The sequence below is a fragment of the Paenibacillus dendritiformis genome (assembly GCF_021654795.1).
GTDB lineage: Bacteria > Bacillota > Bacilli > Paenibacillales > Paenibacillaceae > Paenibacillus_B.
Window position 1 is genome coordinate 426,615 of the sequence record NZ_AP025344.1, and the last position, 19,230, is coordinate 445,844.

Here is a 19,230-nt window from a genome sequence, read left to right on the forward strand (position 1 = left end):
GCTGCATCCTTCTTTCTGGGCGATTCGGGATTCATCGTCTAGCCTTGTTCCTTCTTTATCTGACGGGAGGAGGAAGGAGGGTGGAGCGAAGAGGCGGCATAGGCGCCCTCATGGCGACGCAATCTGCGGTGCCGGAACCATTCCGCCACAAGGCCGGCCGCCGCTCCGATGGCAAGCACGGCAATTGGATTGAACGGGGTCCACAGCAGCAAGGCTACGGACAATAAGGATACGGTCCAGCCGAAAACGTGACGCAAGGCATCTCTACCCATGCGGAAGGCGGCGTATACGATCAGGGCGATGACCGTCGGCTTCATGCCCGCAAGCGCTCCCTGCACGTAAGAATTGCTGCGGAACCAGCCGGCTGCGATCCCGAGCGCAAGCATGATGAGGACGGTGGGCAAGGCAATCCCCGTAATGGCCGCGATCAGGCCGGGAAGGCCTGCAATCCGGTAGCCGACAAGAGCGGCAACATTGAGGCCGATCCCTCCCGGGGCGGCGCCGGACAAGGCGGTGATTTCCGCCATTTCCTGTTCGCCGAGCCATTGGCGCTTCTGCGTCACTTCCCGGTCGATGATTGGCAGAATCGCATACCCGCCGCCGAAGGTCGTCGGGCCGATCTTGAGGAACGTAAGAAATAATTGCAAAAGAATAGCGGGATAACCCGGTAATTTTCTGGCGTTCGGAGTGTCGCTCATCGCTTCATCCCCATTCTTGTGACTGATATGCTTTGCGGTGCCTCTTCTGCTAGTATAACTGACTTTCAACCAAAATGGAAGAAAGTTAAAAGGGGAAGGCGTTTGTTTTCTGAAAAAAGCTTGTATTCCCGTGGAATGTGAGTGGGGTTTGGAGAAAACCAACCAATCTTTCGTTCGTTATGATAAAATGGTTGCAGAATGATAGGGCTTTCAATTGAACTTATCTTTTAGAAGCAAAGGAGATGGAACGATGACAGCCAACGAGACGGCGCGTCCCAACGTTCTTCTAATCACGGTGGATCAAATGCGCTTCGATTGCCTGAGCATCGCCGGTCATCCGCTGGTTGAGACCCCGAACCTGGATGAGTTGGCCCGAACAGGGGTTCGGTTCGATCGCGCCTATACGGCGACTCCGTCGTGCGTTCCGGCGCGGGCGGCGATTTTTACAGGGCAGTCCCAGACCTCCCATGGGCGAGTTGGCTACCGGGATTGTGTACCCTGGAATTATGAGACGACGCTTCCGGGCGAATTGGCGGGCGCAGGATACCATACCCAGTGTGTCGGAAAAATGCATGTCTATCCGGCACGGAATCTGCTCGGATTCCATAACGTCGTGCTGCATGACGGCTATTTGCATCATAACCGGAACCGCAATACGCCATCGCAGGCTCATTTTGATGAAGCAGATGATTATGTGATCTGGCTTAGAGAACGCGTCCCCGGCGCAGATCTAACCGACCTTGGCCTGGATTGCAACGCGTCGACGGTGGCCCGTCCATGGCATCTGCCAGAGATGCTGCATCCGACGAATTGGACAGTTACGCAGTCCATTGATTTTTTGCGGCGCCGAGATCCGGGCAAACCGTTCTTCCTCTGGATGTCGTTCGTGCGCCCGCATCCGCCCTTCGATCCGCCGCAAGCGTATCTCGATATGTATAAGGACGAGGAGATCCCGGATCCGCCGGTCGGAGATTGGGCGGACACGGAGGATGAAGCACGGGAAGGGCTCAGCCCGGTTACGTCCCGCAGCATTGTGCCGAAGCGGAGGCTGAAGCAGGCGAGGGCCGCCTACTATGCGCTGATTACGCATCTCGATCATCAGATCGGCCGCTTCCTGCAAATGCTGGACGAATACGGAGAGCTGCGGAATACGGTCATCCTGTTCACGTCGGATCACGGGGAACTGCTGGGCGACCACAATCTGTTCCGCAAATCGCTGCCGTATGAAGGAAGCGCCCGCGTGCCGTTCATCGTGAACGATCCGGGCAACCGGCTCGGCTTGAAGCGGGGCAGCGTCGTCGAGGATCTCGTCGAGATGCGGGATATTATGCCGACGCTGCTCGATGCCGCGGGCGTGCCGATCCCGGCGGGCGTGGACGGGAAGAGCGTGCTTGCGGCGGCGCGCGGCCGGGAACGGGAATGGCGCGACTATTTGCACGGGGAGCACGCACAGGGAATGGCTTCGACGCATTGGGTGACGAACGGCAAGGAGAAGTTTATCTGGTATTCTCAGACCGGCGTGGAGCAATATTTTGATCTCGTTCATGATCCGCAGGAGCTTCACAATGCGATCGGCGATGCCGCCGTCCAGGAGCGGGTGGCATATTGGCGGCAGGTGCTCGTGCGGGAGCTGAAGGACAGGGAAGAAGGTTACAGCGACGGGGAAAAGCTGATTACCGGATGTACGCCGGTCGCGTGTCTGTCTCATATTTTATAAGGAACAAGGCCAGCCTCAAGGAAATCGGGCTGGCCTTGCGGCTTAATAGCGCTGCAAAATAAGCTGGGTCTTCAATTGGTCGACCGGGAGCAGCCAGCCCGCTTGGGTCAGGTCGGCTTCCAGCTCCGCTTTTTTGGCGGCGGCCGCCGCTCCGTCCGCCTCCTTGAAGGAGGCCTCGACGATGTACTCAAAGCCGGTGCCGGCTTCATTTTTGATCTCCCATACTTCAATGTCGATTTTGCCCCCGTCCCACAGCCCGCTGGAGCGGGTGGCGTTCACGGGGCCGTACAGCTTCTGAACGGCTTGAAGCTGGTTCACGCCCCATTGCGGCGCGCTCCAATTGACGAATTTGCCGGGCGCTTCGTCGATCGCCCAGGTGCGGGAGGCCGCCAGATCAGGCAGGGCCATGCCGCTGAAGCCGTCTTTTTTCACTTTTTTCTTGCGTGAGATGCTCAGCGTCTGCTTGGCGTACCCCCAATCGACCTGGGCTTCGTAATTCGTGTCGTTCGCGGTAAAGCCGTCCCGGGCCGCCTTGGCGAGCGCCGCATTCAGATTGCCATTCTCGACAGGATAACGCTTCTTGTACACAATCTCGAATTTATTGCTGGCGTCGTTCTCTTTTTTGCGGAGCCGGACATACCAGCCTTCCTGATTGATACGCTGATCATTCGTGTCCAGGAACTGGACCCGGATCTTCTCGGCGGCCCCTGTCTGGAAATAGGTCCGGACAGCGGGAGCCAGCCCGTGATTGGCATCGAGCACAAGGCTCGGATCCAGGAACAGTTTGACTTCGTAATCGGGCGTCATCGGCTGCGGCGCCGCTGACGAGGAAGCGGGGGCCGCGGATGCTGCGAAGGAAGCCAACGCGATGAGGAGCGCGAAGATTCCGATCCAAGTGCGGTAATGAAGGGAAATTCGGTTGGACATCGGTATTCCACCTTTCCGTTCCATGTTATATCCGGATGGAGCATCCGGGACGCAAGGAATGCAGCCCCTGGTAACCGAGCTGGCGAAGCTTCTGCTGCAGCCGGTCGGTCATCTCCTTGGGCGCATGCGCCAATATCGTCGCGGCAGACGGCATGGCGTCCATCATCTGCTGCACATCGGGCAGGCCTTGATGGATTTTGTAGCGGAACCGGCGCACCTCGCAGGTGGAGCTGGCCGCGACGGCCGCTCCGAAGCTGTCTCGGCCGAGGTGTCCGGTGAACAGCACGGCGTTGCGCTTCCGGGTATTGAGCTGCTCGTAATAGAAACGGGCTGCGGGTGTATGCATCATGCCGTCGGTGACGAGGATGACCCGCGGCGGTCCCTCCAGCACCCGCATCCGCTCGCCATCGCTGCCGACGAGGGAGAGCCGCGGAGAGAGCAAGCAGCGCTGCAGGCGTTCCACGGCGTCGGCCTGGAACCATTGCGGCCATTGCCGGTACATAGCGGCCGCGTCCGCGATGGCGGACTCGGCGGCCAGCGGCTGCCCGGGGAAGCGCTCGTGCAGCCAGAGCAGCAGCTCCTGGCTGCGGCCGAACAGCGGAACGGGCAGCAGCACGTGTCCGCCCCGCCGGAGCACTTCTTCGATCTTGGCGCCCAGCCGGGACAGCAACTCCTGCTGCCGCCTCGCATCTTCGCCGTAGGCGGCGTCGATAATCGAGACGTCCACCTTCTCGGCCCCAGGCGGCGCGCCGACGCAGCGGGAATACCCCGGCGGTTCCGCCTTCAGCAGCAGCGATTCGGCGCAATAATCGCCGGAATAAAATACCCGCTGGCCCCGGATGTCGAGCAGGAGCCAGATGGCCCCGAGCGCGTGGCCGCTAGGGCCCCAGCAGGCCCGCACCTGGGGCGAAGCGGCGAACCATCGTCCCGGCGGGGCTTCCTCTTCCACGTAGCGGAAGCGGATGAGCCGCACATCGTCTTCCCCGTACGGGACGATCGAGCCGGCGCCCTGCGCATAGCTGCGCCAGGCCTGGAAATAGGCGGGCAGCTGCGACGCGGTCGCCCGGGACGTCCATACTTCCCCGGCATAGCCGGATCGGTACAGCAGGGGGAGGGCCATCGAGTGATCCTCATGGGCATGCGACAGGAACACGGCCTCGATGGCGCGAATCCGATCCGGGTCAAGCAGGGGATAGACACCTCCTTCCTCCTTTTTGCCGCCGCAGTCGAGCAGCACGGCGCATTCGTCATGTTGTATGTAATAGCAGGAACGGCCATGTTCGCCCGCTCCTCCCCATACTGTCACATTCAACATCGGTCCATCACTTCCTGTCCGCCCCGAAGTAGTTCACAACAAGCAGCAGAATCGTCGTCAGCCCGACCGAGACGACGGCCATCGCCATGCCCAGCGAGACTTCGCCCTGCTCGAATTGGGCGAAAATATAGGTCGCCGACACCTGCATCGAAGGCGGCAGAATCAGGAGCGAAGCGACCAGCTCCCGGATGGAGATGGTGAAGCTCATCATCCAGCCGGCCAGCATGCCCGGCACGAGCAGGGGCAGCAGAATGCGCCGGAAGGCGTACGCTCCCGTGCCGCCGAATACCCGGCCGGCCTGAAGGAGCGAGCGGTCGATCTGTCCGAGGCCGGACTTGATATATTGCACCGAATAGGGCAGGAACAGCACCGAGTAGGTGAGGACGACCATGCCGTAGGTGTTGTACAGCGGCAATGGCATCCAGGGCGAATTCCAGAACAGAATGAGCCCGACGACGAGGACGATGCCGGGAACCATGTTCGGCAGCAGGCTGAAGGCATCGGTCACGCGCTGCGCGGCCGTCTTGGCCGAGCCGATGATCAAGGCCAGGAACAGGCCGAGAAGCGTGCCGATGGAGGCGGAGAGCAGCGCCAGGCCGACGCTGTTCTCCAGCGCCTGCATGCCGGGGGAGCCGGGGCGCAGCAGCTCCGCATAGTGGGCCGGGGTAAAATTGTCCCAGGCCAGCCCGTGGCCGCGCAGCTTCTGCAGCGATGCGGCAATGATAGAAAAATAGGGCACGCCGATGGACGCGGCGAGCAAGGCGGCCACAAAGCCCCAGGCGGCTCCCTTCCTCCAGCCGGTCAAGCGGCGCTCCGTCTCGCGTCCGCCTCGGCCGCCGATGACCGGGTAATGGAAGCGGCGGGTAATGACGCTCTGGGCGTACCAGAACAGGAGACAGCCGCCGAGCAGCAGCGAAGCCAGGGATGCCGCCTTGCCGAAATCGATCGGCCAACTGGAGATGTAGTTGTGAATTTCGCTCGTCATGACATAGAAGCCGATCCTGCGGCCGAAGGTGGCCGGCGTTCCGAATTCGGCTATCGTCTTGACGAAGACGAGCAGCGCTCCCATGGCGTAGCTGGACAGCAGCAGCGGCAGGACGACGCGCCGCAGCCGATAGCCGCAGCCTGCGCCATGCAGCGCCGCGGCTTCCTCGCAGCCGGTGCCGATGCGCTGCAGCGCGTTCCGCAGAATCAAGTACAGGAACGGGAACAGATGCAGGCTCATGACGGCGACCATGCCGAACAGGCTGAAGAATAGCGGGGTGACCGCTTCGGCGGACGGGAGCAGCTGCTCGAGGAAGCCCCGGCGCTGCATGAATAAAATCCACCCCATCGACCCGATGTAGGGCGGGGTCATGAACGGGATAATAAGCACGACATCGAGCCAGCCGTGGCGCCCGATCGAGGTTTTGGCCGACAGGATCGCCATCGGCAGGGCCAGCAGGGTAGCGCCGAGCACGACCCATGCGCCGAGCTGGATCGTATTCCACATCACCTGCGCCAGCTGCGGGTTAGCCAGGATACGGAACGGCGCCCCGAGATCGAGGGCCGTTCCGTTCCGGACGCCCGTCAGCAGGATCATCCAGAGCGGAGCGGCGATGAGCGCCGCCAGCAAGACAAGGGCGAGGACCGCTCCGAGCGTTTTATAGTTCCATCGTGTCGTTGCCATCTCGGCGTCTCCGTTTCCTTATGGTTTGTACAAGTCGAGGAAGCGCGCGCTGATCGCGTCGCTGTTCGCATTCATCCAGTCCCAATCGATATTCAGCACCGGAATATCGGCCACGCCTGCGCGATCCTTGGCCGGAATGTCCTGGCGGCCGGGCAGGAGGTAGGCGTCGGCGACCAGGTTCTGGGCTTCATTGGACAGCAAGTAATCGATGAACCGCTTCGCGTTGTCCGCATGCGGCGCATCCTTCAAAATCAAGGCCGGGCGAACATTGATGACGGTTCCGCTCGCGGGATAGACCATCTCGACCGGCTCGCCCTTGGCCTTGGCGCTGTAGGCCATATAATCGACCCCGGCGAGCACGGCGCTTTTGGCCCCGGTAATAACCGGATCAAGCGCTTCCTTGTTCGCGCCCGCCATCTCGACCCCGTTGGCCTGCAGCTGCTCGAACAGGGACCAGCTGTCTTCGCCCTTGTCATTCAGGTAGCCGGCAATGAAGTCGAGTGCCGAGCCGGACAGCGAAGGATCCGGGATCGTGACGGCTCCCTTCCATTCGGGGGCCGTGAAGTCGGACCAGTCCTTCGGCGGCTCCTGTACGAGCTTCGTGTTATACGTAATGCCAAGGGCGGACGCGCTGTAGCCGAAGAAATGATAATCCGGGTCCATCCAATCTTTATACAGCTTGTCGGCGCCGTCGGCCTCCTTGTAGCTCTGCGTCCACCCGGCCGACTTCATTCCCATCGCCGACGGCCAGGATGCGAGGATGACGATATCGGCAACTGGATTCCTCTTTTCCGCTTCCAGCCGCGCCAGCACCTTGCCGGTCGTGCCTTCGAACTGCTCGATCGCGATGCCGGTCTTCGCTTCGAAGCCCTGCTTGATCGCTTCGGATAAATTTTTGGGCCCGGCGGTGTAAATGACCAGCTTGCCGCTGTCGCCGGAATCTGTCTTCGCCGCCTGCGGCGCGGCGGGCGCGGCTTCGCCGGATTGACCGGACGGCGCGGCCGAGCCGCAGGCGGCGGTCAGCCAGGCCAGCATCAGCACGGTCAACAACGACATCATGCGCAGGGAGAAACGTTCGTTCTTTTTCATACTGCAATGTCCTCCTTCATGTTCATGCCATGGATATGCTGCGGGGAGACGTATACGGTGACAGGGGTTCCGACAGGCAGCCGTTCGTGATGATAGGCCGTCCACACGCCGTGGGCTTCCACTTCAATCTGAAGCTCGTACCGTTCTCCCATATAGCCGGTGTGAATCACTCTGCCCTTCCAGGAGCGATCGTGCGCGGTCCCCGTCCAGCGGATATGCTCCGGACGGAACATCTCCAGCTCTCCGTCAATCCAGTTCGAACGGCCGACGAAGCGGGCGACGAACGGATTGGCGGGAGCGCGGTAAATATGCTCAGGCGCGGCCGCCTGCAGGATCTTCCCGCCCTGCATGACGATAATCCGCTCGGACATCGACATCGCCTCGGACTGGTCATGCGTCACATACAGGGCGGTCATGCCGAGAGCGCGGACCAGAGCCATCAGCTCCGCCTTCATCTCTTCCCGCAGCACGGCGTCGAGCGCGCTGAGCGGCTCGTCGAACAGAATGAGCTGCGGCTCGGTCACGATCGCGCGGGCAAAGGCGACCCGCTGCTGCTGCCCGCCGGACAACTGGGACGGGCGACGCTGCTCGAAGCCGGCGAGGCGGACCGAGCGAATCGCCTCCTGCACCTTTTCCTTCAAGCCGGCGGCGCGTCCGGCCGCCCGCAGCCCGAAGGCGACATTTTCGAATACGGTCATATGCGGCCACAGGGCGAAATCTTGAAACACCATGCCGAGCCCCCGCTTGTGAACCGGCTTGTGAATCCGCTTCGCTGCCGAGAAGATCGTCTCCTCCCCGAAGCGGATCTCCCCGCTGTCCGGGGTCTCGAGGCCGGCGATCAGGCGGAGCAGCGTCGTCTTGCCGCAGCCGGACGGGCCGAGGAGCGTCGTGAACTCGCCGGACCGGATCGTGAGCGATACGTTCCGGAGGGCCGGCGCGTTGCCGAATGATTTGGTCAAGCTCTCGATATGAACATCCATGAGATGGTGCCTCCTTGCGTTCTCTTGCCTTCGATTAGCCACATTGTACGGGCGGAAGTTCATGCTAATGTTTTCGTGATGTAAAGGTATGGTTAAAGTTTTTGTTAATCTCTATCGCTTTGTATAGATTTTCTCTATGATGGGGGCATGGCGTTGACTTGACTGAGGGAGGAGCGGTTCCGTGAACATAATGAAGCTGCAGATCGTGGCCCTGCTGGCCAAATATCAAAAGATTACGGCGGTAGCCGATATATTGGGCGTCAAGCAGCCGACGGTCACGTTCCATCTGAAAAGCCTGGAGGACGAATTCGGGATGCCCCTGTTCGAGCCGCGGAGCGGAAAGCTGGTGCTGACGGAAGCGGGCGAGGCGTTGCATCATTATGCGCGCCGCATCCATGCCTTGATGGAGGAGACCTATCATGTCATGGGAGAGTTCACGGAGGGCGGCCGGGGCACGGTGCGGATCGGCGCCAGCCATGTGCCGGGGGCGTATTTGCTGCCGGATGTGCTCCACGCCTTCGCTACGCGGTACCCCGACGTTACGGTGCATCTCGAGATTCAGACGGCCCCGGCGATCGAGGAGCGGCTGCGCCAGCATGAGCTGGATATCGGCATTATCTCGTCGCAGCCGTTCGAGGCCGACGATTTTCATCAGCAGGTCTGGCTGGAGGACGAGCTGGTGCTCGTCGTGCCGCCCGGGCATCCGCTGGCGGGGGAAGAAGTGCCGACGGCTGAACGGATCGGACAGGAGCCGTTTATTTTCCACGATACCCAATCGGCGACGCGGCGTATCATGCTCGAATGGGCGGACGCTCACCGGATCAAGCTGACCTCGCGGCTGCACATGAACTCGAACGAGGCGATTAAGCGGGCCGTTATCCACGGACAGGGCGTGACGCTGCTGTCGGAACGGGCCGTGAGCCAGGAGGCGGCGAACGGAACGCTGATCGCAATCCGCCTCCCGGAGGAGAGGCTGAAGCGGTTCATTTACCGCTGTCATCACAAGGAACGGTGGATGTCTCCCCCGGTGAAGGCGATGTGGGACCTGCTGCAGCAATACGGGACGCTGGGCAAGCCGGAGAGGCAGGCGTAGCGGGCAGACGCAATGTGCAAGACCGCAAGCGAATGAGGGCGGAGGAGCGAAGGGGATAGCGGCTGTAAGAGGGTGAACGGGGCATGAGACAGCGACTAGGGATTTCCGTCATAAGTTATTCATGCTGCGGGTAATCAGAAAGGCTGGGAGAAATAGATTGTGCGGAGATTTTGCAATAGAATGAACAAAGGCTTGTACCGTTCGAGGAAAACGAGGTGAAGGCATGGGGAAATGGGTCACCGCAGCCATCTATATGCTGGCTATGGCCGGGGTCTGGTTCGGCCGGGAGGAGATTCTTCATTGGATAGAGAGCTTGAAGTCCTCCCGCGATGCGGCCACCGCCGCGCAAATGTTCATCCTGGCGGCGCTCGCTTCCCTCTTTCCCGTCATCCCGTTCGGGGTCGTCGGGGGCGTACTGGGAGCCGCGTATGGATTATGGCTGGGCGGGTTGATGAATACAGCCGCTTCCACGCTGGGGGCGGCCGTCATGTTCCTGGCGATCCGGCACGGATGGCAGGAGCAGGGCAGACGATACCTGGAGCGGGTCGCCCTGCTGCACAAGCTGAACGCCGCGATGGAACGTCATCCGGTTACATCGATCTTCATCGCCCGAACGATTCCGGTGCTTCCCGCTATCGCGATCAATGTGTATGCGGCGCTCGTGTCGGTGCCGTTCGTTTCTTTTGTGCTCGCTACGGCGGCAGGCAAGCTCCCGGTGATGCTAGTCTTTGCCTTCATCGGGGAGCAGCTGCTGGAGGACGGCCTGAAGATTCCGGCCGTGCTGGTTCTCTATGCGGCGCTGACGGGCGGCTTCTATGCGGTATACCGTTATCGATCGGGCCGGCGCTGGAAGGAGCATGCGGAACGCGGCTGACGGGAGCATGCGAAAAGGGACCGTCTCCAAGTCTGGAAAGACCCGGGGAACAGTCCCTTTTTTCATTCCTTATTTTGCAGCTTCTTCGTATTTCTTTTCAACCGCTGGCCAGTTGACGACGTTCCAGAACGCAGCGATGTAGTCTGGGCGCTTGTTCTGATATTTCAGGTAGTAGGCATGCTCCCATACGTCCAGGCCGAGAATCGGAGTCTTGCCTTCCATCAGCGGGCTGTCTTGGTTCGGCGTGCTGGATACGGACAGCTTGCCGTCTTTGTCGACTGCCAGCCAAGCCCAGCCGGAGCCGAAGCGAGTCGCAGCCGCTTTGGCGAAATCTTCCTTGAACTTGTCGAATCCGCCAAGCTCCTTGTCGATTGCTTCCGCCAGCTTGCCGGACGGTTGTCCGCCGCCGTTCGGTCCGATGGTCTCCCAGAACAGGGAGTGGTTCGCATGGCCGCCGCCGTTGTTGCGGACTGCCGTGCGGATGCTCTCGGGAACGCTGTTCAGATCGGAGATGAGGTCCTCTACGGATTTGGACTGCAATTCAGGGGCAGATTCCAACGCCGCATTCAGGTTCGTCACATATGTGTTGTGGTGACGGTCATGGTGAATCATCATCGTCGTCTCGTCGATGTGAGGCTCCAATGCGTTGTTCGCGTACGGAAGAGCTGGTAATTGATGTGCCATCGTTCATTCCTCCCAAAAAATATGTAAGTGATGTATATACTCATTTAACCATGAGTCGGGCTAATAAATCAACATAAATGTTTCAAAAGTCAGAGCTTTGTCATAGGGCCTGACTTTATATGATTACCCATTATAGAATGCTTTCAAACGTAGCGCCGCATTCGCAGGGTTCGTCACAAAATTGGCACAAGTGCCAATTATTTATACCTATGGACCCGAAAGTAATGTAAACGCTTTATTTAAAACGCTTACACGAGAAAAACCGTGTTTTTTCGGCGTTTTTACGCGAATCTGAATGATAAAGAAGGAATTTCGCGATTTTTGTCGTATTTGTAAATACTATATATAATGGAATGAGAGCTTAATGGATGTCCGTTGGCGTAGACTGTTTGTTCACAGATAGAGAAGAGAACCGAATTTTACACCAAGCTCAGGATGAGGGAGAGTAAGACATGAACGTTCGATCCTTTCGTTTGGCGGATTATTTGCCGGCTACTCAGTTATTGAAGGAATCGCTGTCCGAGGAATGTTGCGAGAAGACGCTGGATGCCTTCGCGCGCCAGTTGTCCTTGGACGGAGAGCTTGTGCTCATCGCGGAACAGGAGAACCCGGACGGGGAGACGATCATGGTCGGATTGGCTATCGGCACCATCGATCGCAACAACGGGTACTACTATCGTCTGGCCGTGCACCCGGAATTCCGCAACCAAGGCGTAGGCAAGGCGCTTGTCGCCGGAATGGAACAGAAATTCCAGCAGCGCAAGGTCCGCAACATTATGATTGCTGCGGATGAGCATACGGAATTCGTGCTGCCTTGGTTCGAGGCATTGGGATACGGGGCCCAGCATGTCTTGCGTTCATTGAAGCAGCTTCGGATTGTTACCGGCTAGCTGTCTCTGAATTGAACATTTGTCGCCGAATGGGAAGGCATATCTTTACAACCGTTGCAATCGGGGTGAAGATATGCTTTTCTATTAATAATAAGTGAAGAGAAATGAAGTAAAGCCGAGGAAAACGCATGGAACGTTATGAGAAAGCCCTTGTGAAAAGTTTCAAACACGATGGCCATTTGCACCGGATGTGGCTGGAGAACTGGATCGTGCCCTCCTCGCTCGTGCATCCCGAGCATGCCGCTGAAGGAATGTTCGTGCTGATTAACAGCCAGACTCCGATCAGGGAAGCGGACGGGAAGCAATGGAACAGCAAAATTCCCGCCGTTACGTTCCTCATTCCGAAGCAGTGGTTCAATGTGGTGGCGCTAATCGAGGATCATGGCATACGCTACTACTGCAATATTGCCTCGCCGCCGTACCGTACGGACAACATTTTCACCTATATCGATTACGATCTGGACGTCATTCAGATGCCTGGCGGCCAGGTGAATGTGGTGGATCAGGACGAGTACGAGCAGAACCGGCATGTATACCATTATCCTGATCTGGTGGAGCGCAAGATTACCGCCGGCCTCGACGCGGTGTTGGAACGGATTGGGCATCGCCGGCCTCCGTTCTGGGACGATGAGGTGCGCCGGTATTACGACGACTGGAAGCAGTCGGTCCAGCCGGAATGAGAGCCTTCCGGTGCGGGCCGGAGGCCGGGGAGCAAGGAATGTCGGGGGATCAATGGAAAAGCAGGGAAGTCAGACCGTAACAGGAGCGGCGCCTGCTCTGGGGAATCCGATACCCGGAGCTAGGGGGCCGTTCTGCATTTAGAGCGCGGCGATCCGCAGGAGCGACATCAAAGAAGGAGGTGAACGGGATGGCGGAACAGAAGCACATGACACGATGGACCCCATACGGAACCAATCAAGCGGCCGGGGCCGAGGCGAGCCGGGAAGCGGAACGGTGGCAGCGGCTCAAGCAGGAGATTATTGACGCGGCGCCTTCCCTGGGCATCGACCAGGTCGGCTTCACGACGGCAGACCCGTTCACCGAATTGAAGGCGCGCCTGCAGCATTCCATCGATCAAGGGTATGCGTCCGGGTTCGAGGAGCCGGACCTGGACAAGCGGACGCAGCCTGCGCTGCTGCTGGACGGGGCGCGTTCCATTATCGCGATTGCGGTTGCTTATCCGTCCAAGCTGGAGGGCGGTCCGAAGTCGGAGCCGGGCGCGTACCGCGGAATGTTCGCCCGGACCGCCTGGGGATTGGACTACCACCAGGTGCTGAGGGACCGGCTGCAGCGGCTGGAGCAGTTCCTGCGCGAGCGGGTGCCGGAGGTACGGGTGAAGAGCATGGTAGACACGGGCGAGCTGTGCGACCGGGCGGTCGCCGAGCGATCCGGCATCGGCTTCAGCGGCAAGAACTGCTCGATTATTTCTCCGAAGTGGGGATCGTGGATCTACTTGGGGGAAATGATTACGAATCTGCCGCTGCCGCCGGATCACCCGCTGACCGAGGATTGCGGGGAATGCACGCGCTGCCTCGATGCCTGTCCGACGGGAGCCTTCGCCGGTCCCGGGCAGCTCAATGCGCAGCGCTGCATCTCGTTCCAGACGCAGTCGAAGGAGATGCTTCCGCATGAGATGATGGTCAAGATAGGCAATCGGCTGTATGGCTGCGATACTTGCCAGATCGTATGCCCGAAGAACCGCGGGCTGAATTGGACCCATCATGCCGAGATGCAGCCCGATCCGGAGCAGGCGAAGCCGCTGCTCGTGCCGCTGCTGTCGCTGTCGAACCGGGAATTCAAGTCCCAGTTCGGCAGCAGCGCGGCGGCGTGGCGCGGGAAGAAGCCGATCCAGCGCAACGCGATCGCGGCGCTCGGCAATTTCCGCGACCGCCAGGCCGTCCCGGCCCTGGAAGGACTGCTGCGCACGGATGAGCGGCCGGATATCCGCGCCGCCGCGGCCTGGGCGCTCGGCCAGATCGGGGGGCCGGACGCCAAGCGCATATTAGAAGCGGCGCTAAGCCGCGAGGAGGAACCGAAGGTGAAGGAAGCTGTGATGCAAGCGCGGGAGCGCGCCGAAGCTCAGCAAGAGCCGTTGTATGTGCAGGAGATGGAGAGCCCGCTCGGTCCGCTGACGTTGGCTGCGACCGCGACCGGATTGTTCGCGATCGAGTTCGGAGACGCGTTGTCGGCGGCGGAAGGGCTCCAGCGGCGGGCGGCCCGCAGCTACGGCCGCGTCGCGCTGCAGCGCCATCCGGAGCGGCTGCAGGAGGCCAAGCGGCAGCTGGAGGAGTATTTTGCGGGAACGCGCCGCGAGTTCGATCTGACGCTCGATATCCAAGGGACGCCGTTCCAGCGGCGGGTATGGCAAGCATTGACCGGCATCCCTTACGGGGAGACCCGGTCCTACAAGCAGATCGCGGAAGCGATCGGCAATCCGGGGGCGGTGCGGGCTGTCGGGGGAGCGAATAATCGCAATCCGCTCTCCATTATCGTGCCCTGCCACCGCGTCATCGGAGCCGACGGCAAGCTGGTCGGTTATGGCGGCGGCATGGACAAGAAAATCACCCTGCTCCGTCTCGAGGGCAATCCTTGCGGGCAATGAGCCGCAGGACGAATCCAGGACAGATTCCATTCGTTTGTCATATTGGAAGGGACATGCTATCATAATGGCGGACGAGTTCCGCGAAGCCATGCCTTCTCACGGATAGATCGAAGTGAGTGTTCAAAAGCCGGGATTCCTCGAAAAGACGGCGTTTTGAATAACCTCATCTAACTAATTTTTTGTTGGGGTGACCATAAGCAGATGATTTGGGTTGTAGGGATTATCGCACTCATCGTGGGTGTCATTATCGGCTTTGCCGGCGGGGTGTTCTACCTGCGCAAGCAGATGGAGAAGATGCAATCGGATCCGCAAATGCTGCAAAAAATGGCCAAACAAATGGGCTATAATTTGAATGCCAAGCAGATGCAGCAAGCTCAGAAAATGATGCAAAAAAACAAGAGAAAATGAAATAACGGAACGGCCCGCGTCCATGGGCACGTTAGGCGGGAGGAGGCACAATTATGGCTGGCTTGAAAGACTATGTCAATTCCAAAGTCGGTGAGAACCGCGAGAAGATCGAACATCACGTAAAAGAAATTTTAAGGCTGATCGGCGAGGACGTCGATCGGGAAGGCCTGAAGGAGACGCCGGCGCGTGTCACCCGCATGTACGAAGAGATCTTCGGCGGGTATGAGGTCGACCCGCGCGACGTGCTCGGGGTCACCTTCGACGAAGCCCATGAGGAGCTCGTCATCGTGAAGGACATTACGTACTACAGCTTGTGCGAGCATCATATGGCGCCTTTCTTCGGCAAGGTGCATATCGGCTATATTCCAAGCGGACAGGTTGCCGGCCTGAGCAAGCTGGCGCGGCTGGTCGAAGCGGTCACGCGCCGTCTGCAGGTGCAGGAACGGGTCACGTCGGAAATCGCGGATATTATGGAAGAAGCGTTGAAGCCGCACGGCGTGATGGTGGTCGTGGAGGGCGAGCATTTATGCATGTGTTCCCGCGGCGTCAAGAAGCCCGGCAGCAAGACGGTTACAATGTCGACGCGGGGCAGCTTCAAGGACGATGCGGCGCAGCGCGCGGAATTTTTGTCACTGATTAAGCAGTAAATTGGTGCTTTAGGGTTTGAGCAGAACCAATGGAACCCGTTCCGGGCAAAGGGGCGGGTTTTTTGCTTGGCTTGCCGGCAATGGGTTGAGAGAGGCGCGGCGTTGTGGGGATTGATGCGCGCTTGCGGCAGAGCGCAGCAAGGAAGAGGAGGACGAAGGAAATTCTATGGCAAAAACGGATGTAGAACAGACGGAACGCAATGAAGAAGCGGTGGAGTTAACCGAAGAGCAGGCGGAATGGCATCGCCTCTATGAAGCGGCGGCAGCCTTCAAAAAACAAGGAAGCTGGAAGTGGGTGTCCGACTCCGAGATCTTCGGCGTATGCAACCCGGAGGATGGAGAGGTCGGCTACTGCACCATTATGGGATCGAACGAAGAGCTGTTCGGCCTGGCCGTTTTCCGCGGCGCCGAGGGGCTGGAGAGCCTGCAGGACATGATGCTGGAGCAGGATGATCAATATGCTTGGCTGAACCGGCAAAAGTGCATGATGGTGACATTCGAGGATCGGACCGATCTGGACAAGCAGGATTTGGCGCAAATCAAAGAGCTTGGCTTCCGCTTTCGCGGCCGCAACGCTTGGCCGCTGTTCCGGGCCTATGACCCGGGGCTTGTACCATGGACGCTTGACCGGAAGCAGGTCCGCTTCCTGACGAACGCCTTGGAGCAAGCGGTGGACCTGGCCGCCCGATGCAAGAAGGACGATCGGCTGCTCGTGCCGCCGGTCTCCGGCCAACTGTTGGTCCGCGCGCAGGAGAACGGGGAATGGAGCGAAGGCTGGCGCGATCCCGAATTCGTCCTGAAGCGTCCGGCCAAGTATGAATACAGCGACGACGCGAAGCTGACGGACCTTGTGCGCCGCATTCCGGAGAAGCGGGGGCAGTGGGAGACCGATTATTTCTTCGCTCCCGTCGCGGTGCAGGGCGAGGCCGAGCGGCCGTATTACCCGCGGCTCTGCCTGTGGGTGGATCGGCAGACCCGCAGCGCGGTCGGCTTCCATGTCGCTTATGAAGGAAATTTCGAGCAGGAATTCATTGATCATATGATTAAATTAATCGAGGAGAAGGGGGCGCGCCCGCAAAAGCTCATTATCCGGTCGAACGAAGGCCTCGATCTGTTCGAGAAGACGGCGCAGCGCCTGAAAATCAAAATTGAACGCGAGCCGCGCCTCGTCTATCTGGAGGAGGCGCAGGCGGATCTGTTCGACTATTTCGCGCAACACGAAGCTTGATTCCAAGCGGGAGCTTGCAGGACGCGCATGAGCCACCGGGCCGGTTAAGGAACCTCTTTAACTGGCCCTTTTTTCGAGGAAGGCGGGTTTTTGGGGCAGGCATTCGTTTGCTTCCTATGCATCCATTGACGGAAACAGGGCCGGCCGATACAATGTAGGGAATTGAATAGGATAGTCTTCGTATAATTTTGGAAATATGGTCCATTCGTTTCTACCAAACTACCGTAAATAGTTTGACTACGAGGAAGAGAATGCCTGCCGCGGAGGATGGCTCCCCGCTGGGACAGGCTGTCTTGCTCCTTGCCGTCAAACTCTAGTTGCTGGACTAGAGTTTTTTTGTTGTACCCGGAACTCTGCAATTATCCTACCAAAAGCAAAGGAATGTGAAAATCGCATGAATTGGAACAAGCAACATTGGAGCAAACGGATTGCCGCAGCCGCCGGAACGGCGCCTGCCGACCTCGTCATTACGAATGGAAAAATCGTCGATGTCTTCAATCTCGAGATTATCGAAGGGGATGTCGCGATTGTGGACGGCATGATCATAGGCATCGGCGGCAGCTATGAAGGCGCCCGCGTCATTGATGCAGAGGGACGCTACATCGCCCCGTCCTTCATCGACACGCATGTTCATATTGAATCCGCCATGGTCACGCCGGCCGAATTCGCTCGCGTCGTCTTGCCTCACGGCGTCACGTCCGTCATAGCCGATCCGCATGAAATCGCGAATGTGGCCGGGACGGACGGCATTCAATATATGCTGGACGCTTCCGAGAATCTGCCGCTCGATGTATATATCATGCTGCCGTCCTGCGTTCCTTGCACGCCGTTCGAGCATGCCGGAGCCGTTCTCGATGCAGCCAGCCTGGATCCATTCTACGCCCACCCTCGGGTATTGGGATTGGCCGAGGTGATGGATTATCCCTCTGTGAGGCGCGGCGATGACGGCATGCTGGACAAATTGGTGTCCTCGCATCGGCATGGCGGGCGGATTGACGGTCACGGCGCCGGACTGGATGAAGAGGCCATCAACGTGTACCGGGCAGTCGGCATTCGCAACGATCATGAGTGCGTCACGGCTGAGGAAGCCAAGGCGCGCCTGCGGCGCGGCATGTATGTCATGATTCGCGAAGGCTCGGTGGCCAAGGACGTCGAAGCGCTCATCCCGGCCGTGACCGCCAGCAACGCGCGCCGCTGCGTGTTCTGCACCGACGACAAGCATTTGGACGAGCTGGTGCGGGAGGGCAGCGTCGATCATAATGCGCGTCTTGCCATCCGCTGCGGGCTTGATCCGCTGCAGGCGATCCAGATCGCTTCCCTGAATGCGGCCGAATGCTACGGACTACAGACCAAAGGCGCGATCGCCCCCGGGTACGAGGCCGACTTCTTGCTGCTCGACGATCTGGAGCGCCTGGCGATTGCCCAGGTGTACAAAGCGGGCAAGCTGGTGGGGGAGCAAGGTCAATATGCCGGACCGCAGCCGCAAACGGCCGTTATCCCGGACAGGCTGTTGAAGACGGTCAACCTGCCCCAGATAACGGAGCGGGAGCTGCAAATCCGTCTGCAGGGGGAGCCCCGCTGCCATATTATCGGCATCAATCCGAACAGCCTCATCACGACGCGTCTCGTGGAGGAGGTCGATGTGGAGGATGGCTGCTTCCGCCCTTCCGTGGAGAAGGATCAATTGAAGATTGCCGTGTTGGAGCGGCATCATCATACCGGATGCATCGGACTGGGCATCGTCAAGGGATTCGGCATTCAGCGCGGAGCGATCGCCTCCACCGTGGCGCATGATTCCCACAACCTCGTCGTGGCCGGCAGCAACGACCGGGATATGCTGACGGCCATCCAAGCGCTGCGCGGCATGGAGGGCGGATTGGCCGTCGCAAGCGGTGGCGAAGTACTCGCGGCGATCGAGCTGCGGGTGGCAGGCTTAATGTCGGCGGGGGATTATGCCGAGGTGCTCCATCATATGGAACGGCTCCACCAGGCTTTGGGGCGGATTGGCGCTTCCAGCGGGTTCAATCCTTTTGTTACGCTGTCGTTCCTATGCTTGCCCGTCATCCCTGAACTGAAGCTGACGGATATGGGCTTGTTCGATTTCGCGGCTTTCAAGCATATTCCGGTCTCGGCGGAGAGCTGCGCCGCGGAATCCGCAGCGCGGTGACAATACGGCAGACGAACCCCTTCTCATCCGATTCGTAAGAAAAACTTCGCACTAAGTTCGGAAGCTCGGAAGGTTGGAAATCGCCGCAATAAAAAAGACCGGGGGAGATTCACTCCTCCGGTCGTTCGTTTCATGGAAACATCGCCAGAAACAGGCTGTCTATGTAATATCAAGCGTGCTTCATATCTTGTCCAACGCTTGCAGCCGCATCCATCCTATGGTACGATATCAGGTGCGGCATA

Annotated in this window: 17 protein-coding genes and 1 riboswitch; of the genes, 10 read left to right on the forward strand and 7 right to left on the reverse strand. The window is 59.3% G+C overall.

Going from position 1 to position 19,230, the window contains the following annotated elements; all coding sequences use genetic code 11:
- Positions 1-38: 38 nt before the first annotated feature.
- Positions 39-698 (reverse strand): chromate transporter, encoded by a 660-nt coding sequence (locus L6439_RS02030; protein WP_213468742.1) that lies wholly within the window; start codon positions 696-698, stop codon positions 39-41.
- Between the two features lie 250 nt (positions 699-948).
- Between L6439_RS02030 and L6439_RS02035 the strand changes: the two genes are divergently transcribed.
- A complete protein-coding gene (locus L6439_RS02035; RefSeq protein ID WP_213468743.1) occupies positions 949-2,415 on the forward strand; it encodes an arylsulfatase in 1,467 nt (488 codons plus the stop codon).
- Positions 2,416-2,457: 42 nt separating this feature from the next.
- On the opposite strand, the gene L6439_RS02040 is transcribed toward L6439_RS02035, so the two are convergent.
- The 5 genes from L6439_RS02040 to L6439_RS02060 are packed head-to-tail and all read right to left on the reverse strand — an operon-like array spanning position 2,458 to position 8,395.
- Entirely contained in the window at positions 2,458-3,342 is an 885-nt protein-coding gene (locus L6439_RS02040) for a hypothetical protein (protein WP_213468744.1), read from the reverse strand.
- Positions 3,343-3,367: 25 nt separating this feature from the next.
- On the reverse strand, positions 3,368-4,657 hold the full coding sequence (locus L6439_RS02045) for an MBL fold metallo-hydrolase (RefSeq protein ID WP_213468745.1): 1,290 nt from the start codon (positions 4,655-4,657) through the stop codon (positions 3,368-3,370).
- 7 nt (positions 4,658-4,664) lie between these two features.
- The gene (locus L6439_RS02050; protein WP_213468746.1) at positions 4,665-6,326 is read right to left on the reverse strand and encodes an ABC transporter permease; all 1,662 of its coding nucleotides are present in this window, start codon (positions 6,324-6,326) and stop codon (positions 4,665-4,667) included.
- A gap of 18 nt (positions 6,327-6,344) precedes the next feature.
- Positions 6,345-7,415, reverse strand: a complete 1,071-nt coding sequence (locus L6439_RS02055) for an ABC transporter substrate-binding protein (protein ID WP_213468747.1) — start codon at positions 7,413-7,415, stop codon at positions 6,345-6,347.
- A complete protein-coding gene (locus L6439_RS02060) occupies positions 7,412-8,395 on the reverse strand; it encodes an ABC transporter ATP-binding protein (RefSeq protein WP_213468748.1) in 984 nt (327 codons plus the stop codon). Before L6439_RS02060 ends, L6439_RS02055 begins: the two co-directional genes overlap by 4 nt.
- A gap of 190 nt (positions 8,396-8,585) precedes the next feature.
- Between L6439_RS02060 and L6439_RS02065 the strand changes: the two genes are divergently transcribed.
- The gene (locus L6439_RS02065) at positions 8,586-9,488 is read left to right on the forward strand and encodes a LysR family transcriptional regulator (protein ID WP_237096881.1); all 903 of its coding nucleotides are present in this window, start codon (positions 8,586-8,588) and stop codon (positions 9,486-9,488) included.
- Positions 9,489-9,711: 223 nt separating this feature from the next.
- Positions 9,712-10,362: a TVP38/TMEM64 family protein gene (locus tag L6439_RS02070; RefSeq protein WP_213468750.1), complete on the forward strand. Its 651-nt coding sequence runs from the start codon at positions 9,712-9,714 to the stop codon at positions 10,360-10,362.
- A 69-nt stretch (positions 10,363-10,431) separates the two neighbouring features.
- On the opposite strand, the gene L6439_RS02075 is transcribed toward L6439_RS02070, so the two are convergent.
- Entirely contained in the window at positions 10,432-11,046 is a 615-nt protein-coding gene (locus L6439_RS02075; protein ID WP_168178491.1) for a superoxide dismutase, read from the reverse strand.
- Between the two features lie 452 nt (positions 11,047-11,498).
- On the opposite strand from L6439_RS02075, the gene L6439_RS02080 reads away from it, so the two are divergent.
- The 7 genes from L6439_RS02080 (at position 11,499) to ade (ending at position 18,988) form a co-directional block, all read left to right on the forward strand.
- On the forward strand, positions 11,499-11,936 hold the full coding sequence (locus L6439_RS02080; RefSeq protein WP_168178492.1) for a GNAT family N-acetyltransferase: 438 nt from the start codon (positions 11,499-11,501) through the stop codon (positions 11,934-11,936).
- 128 nt (positions 11,937-12,064) lie between these two features.
- Complete coding sequence (locus L6439_RS02085; protein WP_168178493.1) at positions 12,065-12,616, forward strand: DUF402 domain-containing protein; 552 nt, start codon at positions 12,065-12,067, stop codon at positions 12,614-12,616.
- Between the two features lie 188 nt (positions 12,617-12,804).
- Positions 12,805-14,538: a tRNA epoxyqueuosine(34) reductase QueG gene (gene queG, locus L6439_RS29240; protein ID WP_213468751.1), complete on the forward strand. Its 1,734-nt coding sequence runs from the start codon at positions 12,805-12,807 to the stop codon at positions 14,536-14,538.
- Between the two features lie 201 nt (positions 14,539-14,739).
- Positions 14,740-14,946: a YneF family protein gene (locus L6439_RS02100; RefSeq protein ID WP_168180073.1), complete on the forward strand. Its 207-nt coding sequence runs from the start codon at positions 14,740-14,742 to the stop codon at positions 14,944-14,946.
- A gap of 53 nt (positions 14,947-14,999) precedes the next feature.
- Positions 15,000-15,593, forward strand: coding sequence for a GTP cyclohydrolase I FolE (gene folE / locus L6439_RS02105; protein WP_172879179.1), 594 nt, complete (start codon positions 15,000-15,002; stop codon positions 15,591-15,593).
- A 166-nt stretch (positions 15,594-15,759) separates the two neighbouring features.
- On the forward strand, positions 15,760-16,821 hold the full coding sequence (locus tag L6439_RS02110) for a DUF7309 domain-containing protein (RefSeq protein WP_168182709.1): 1,062 nt from the start codon (positions 15,760-15,762) through the stop codon (positions 16,819-16,821).
- A gap of 158 nt (positions 16,822-16,979) precedes the next feature.
- A riboswitch (purine riboswitch) is annotated at positions 16,980-17,081 on the forward strand.
- Positions 17,082-17,215: 134 nt separating this feature from the next.
- Entirely contained in the window at positions 17,216-18,988 is a 1,773-nt protein-coding gene (gene ade / locus L6439_RS02115; RefSeq protein WP_213468752.1) for an adenine deaminase, read from the forward strand.
- The last annotated feature ends 242 nt before the right edge of the window (positions 18,989-19,230 follow it).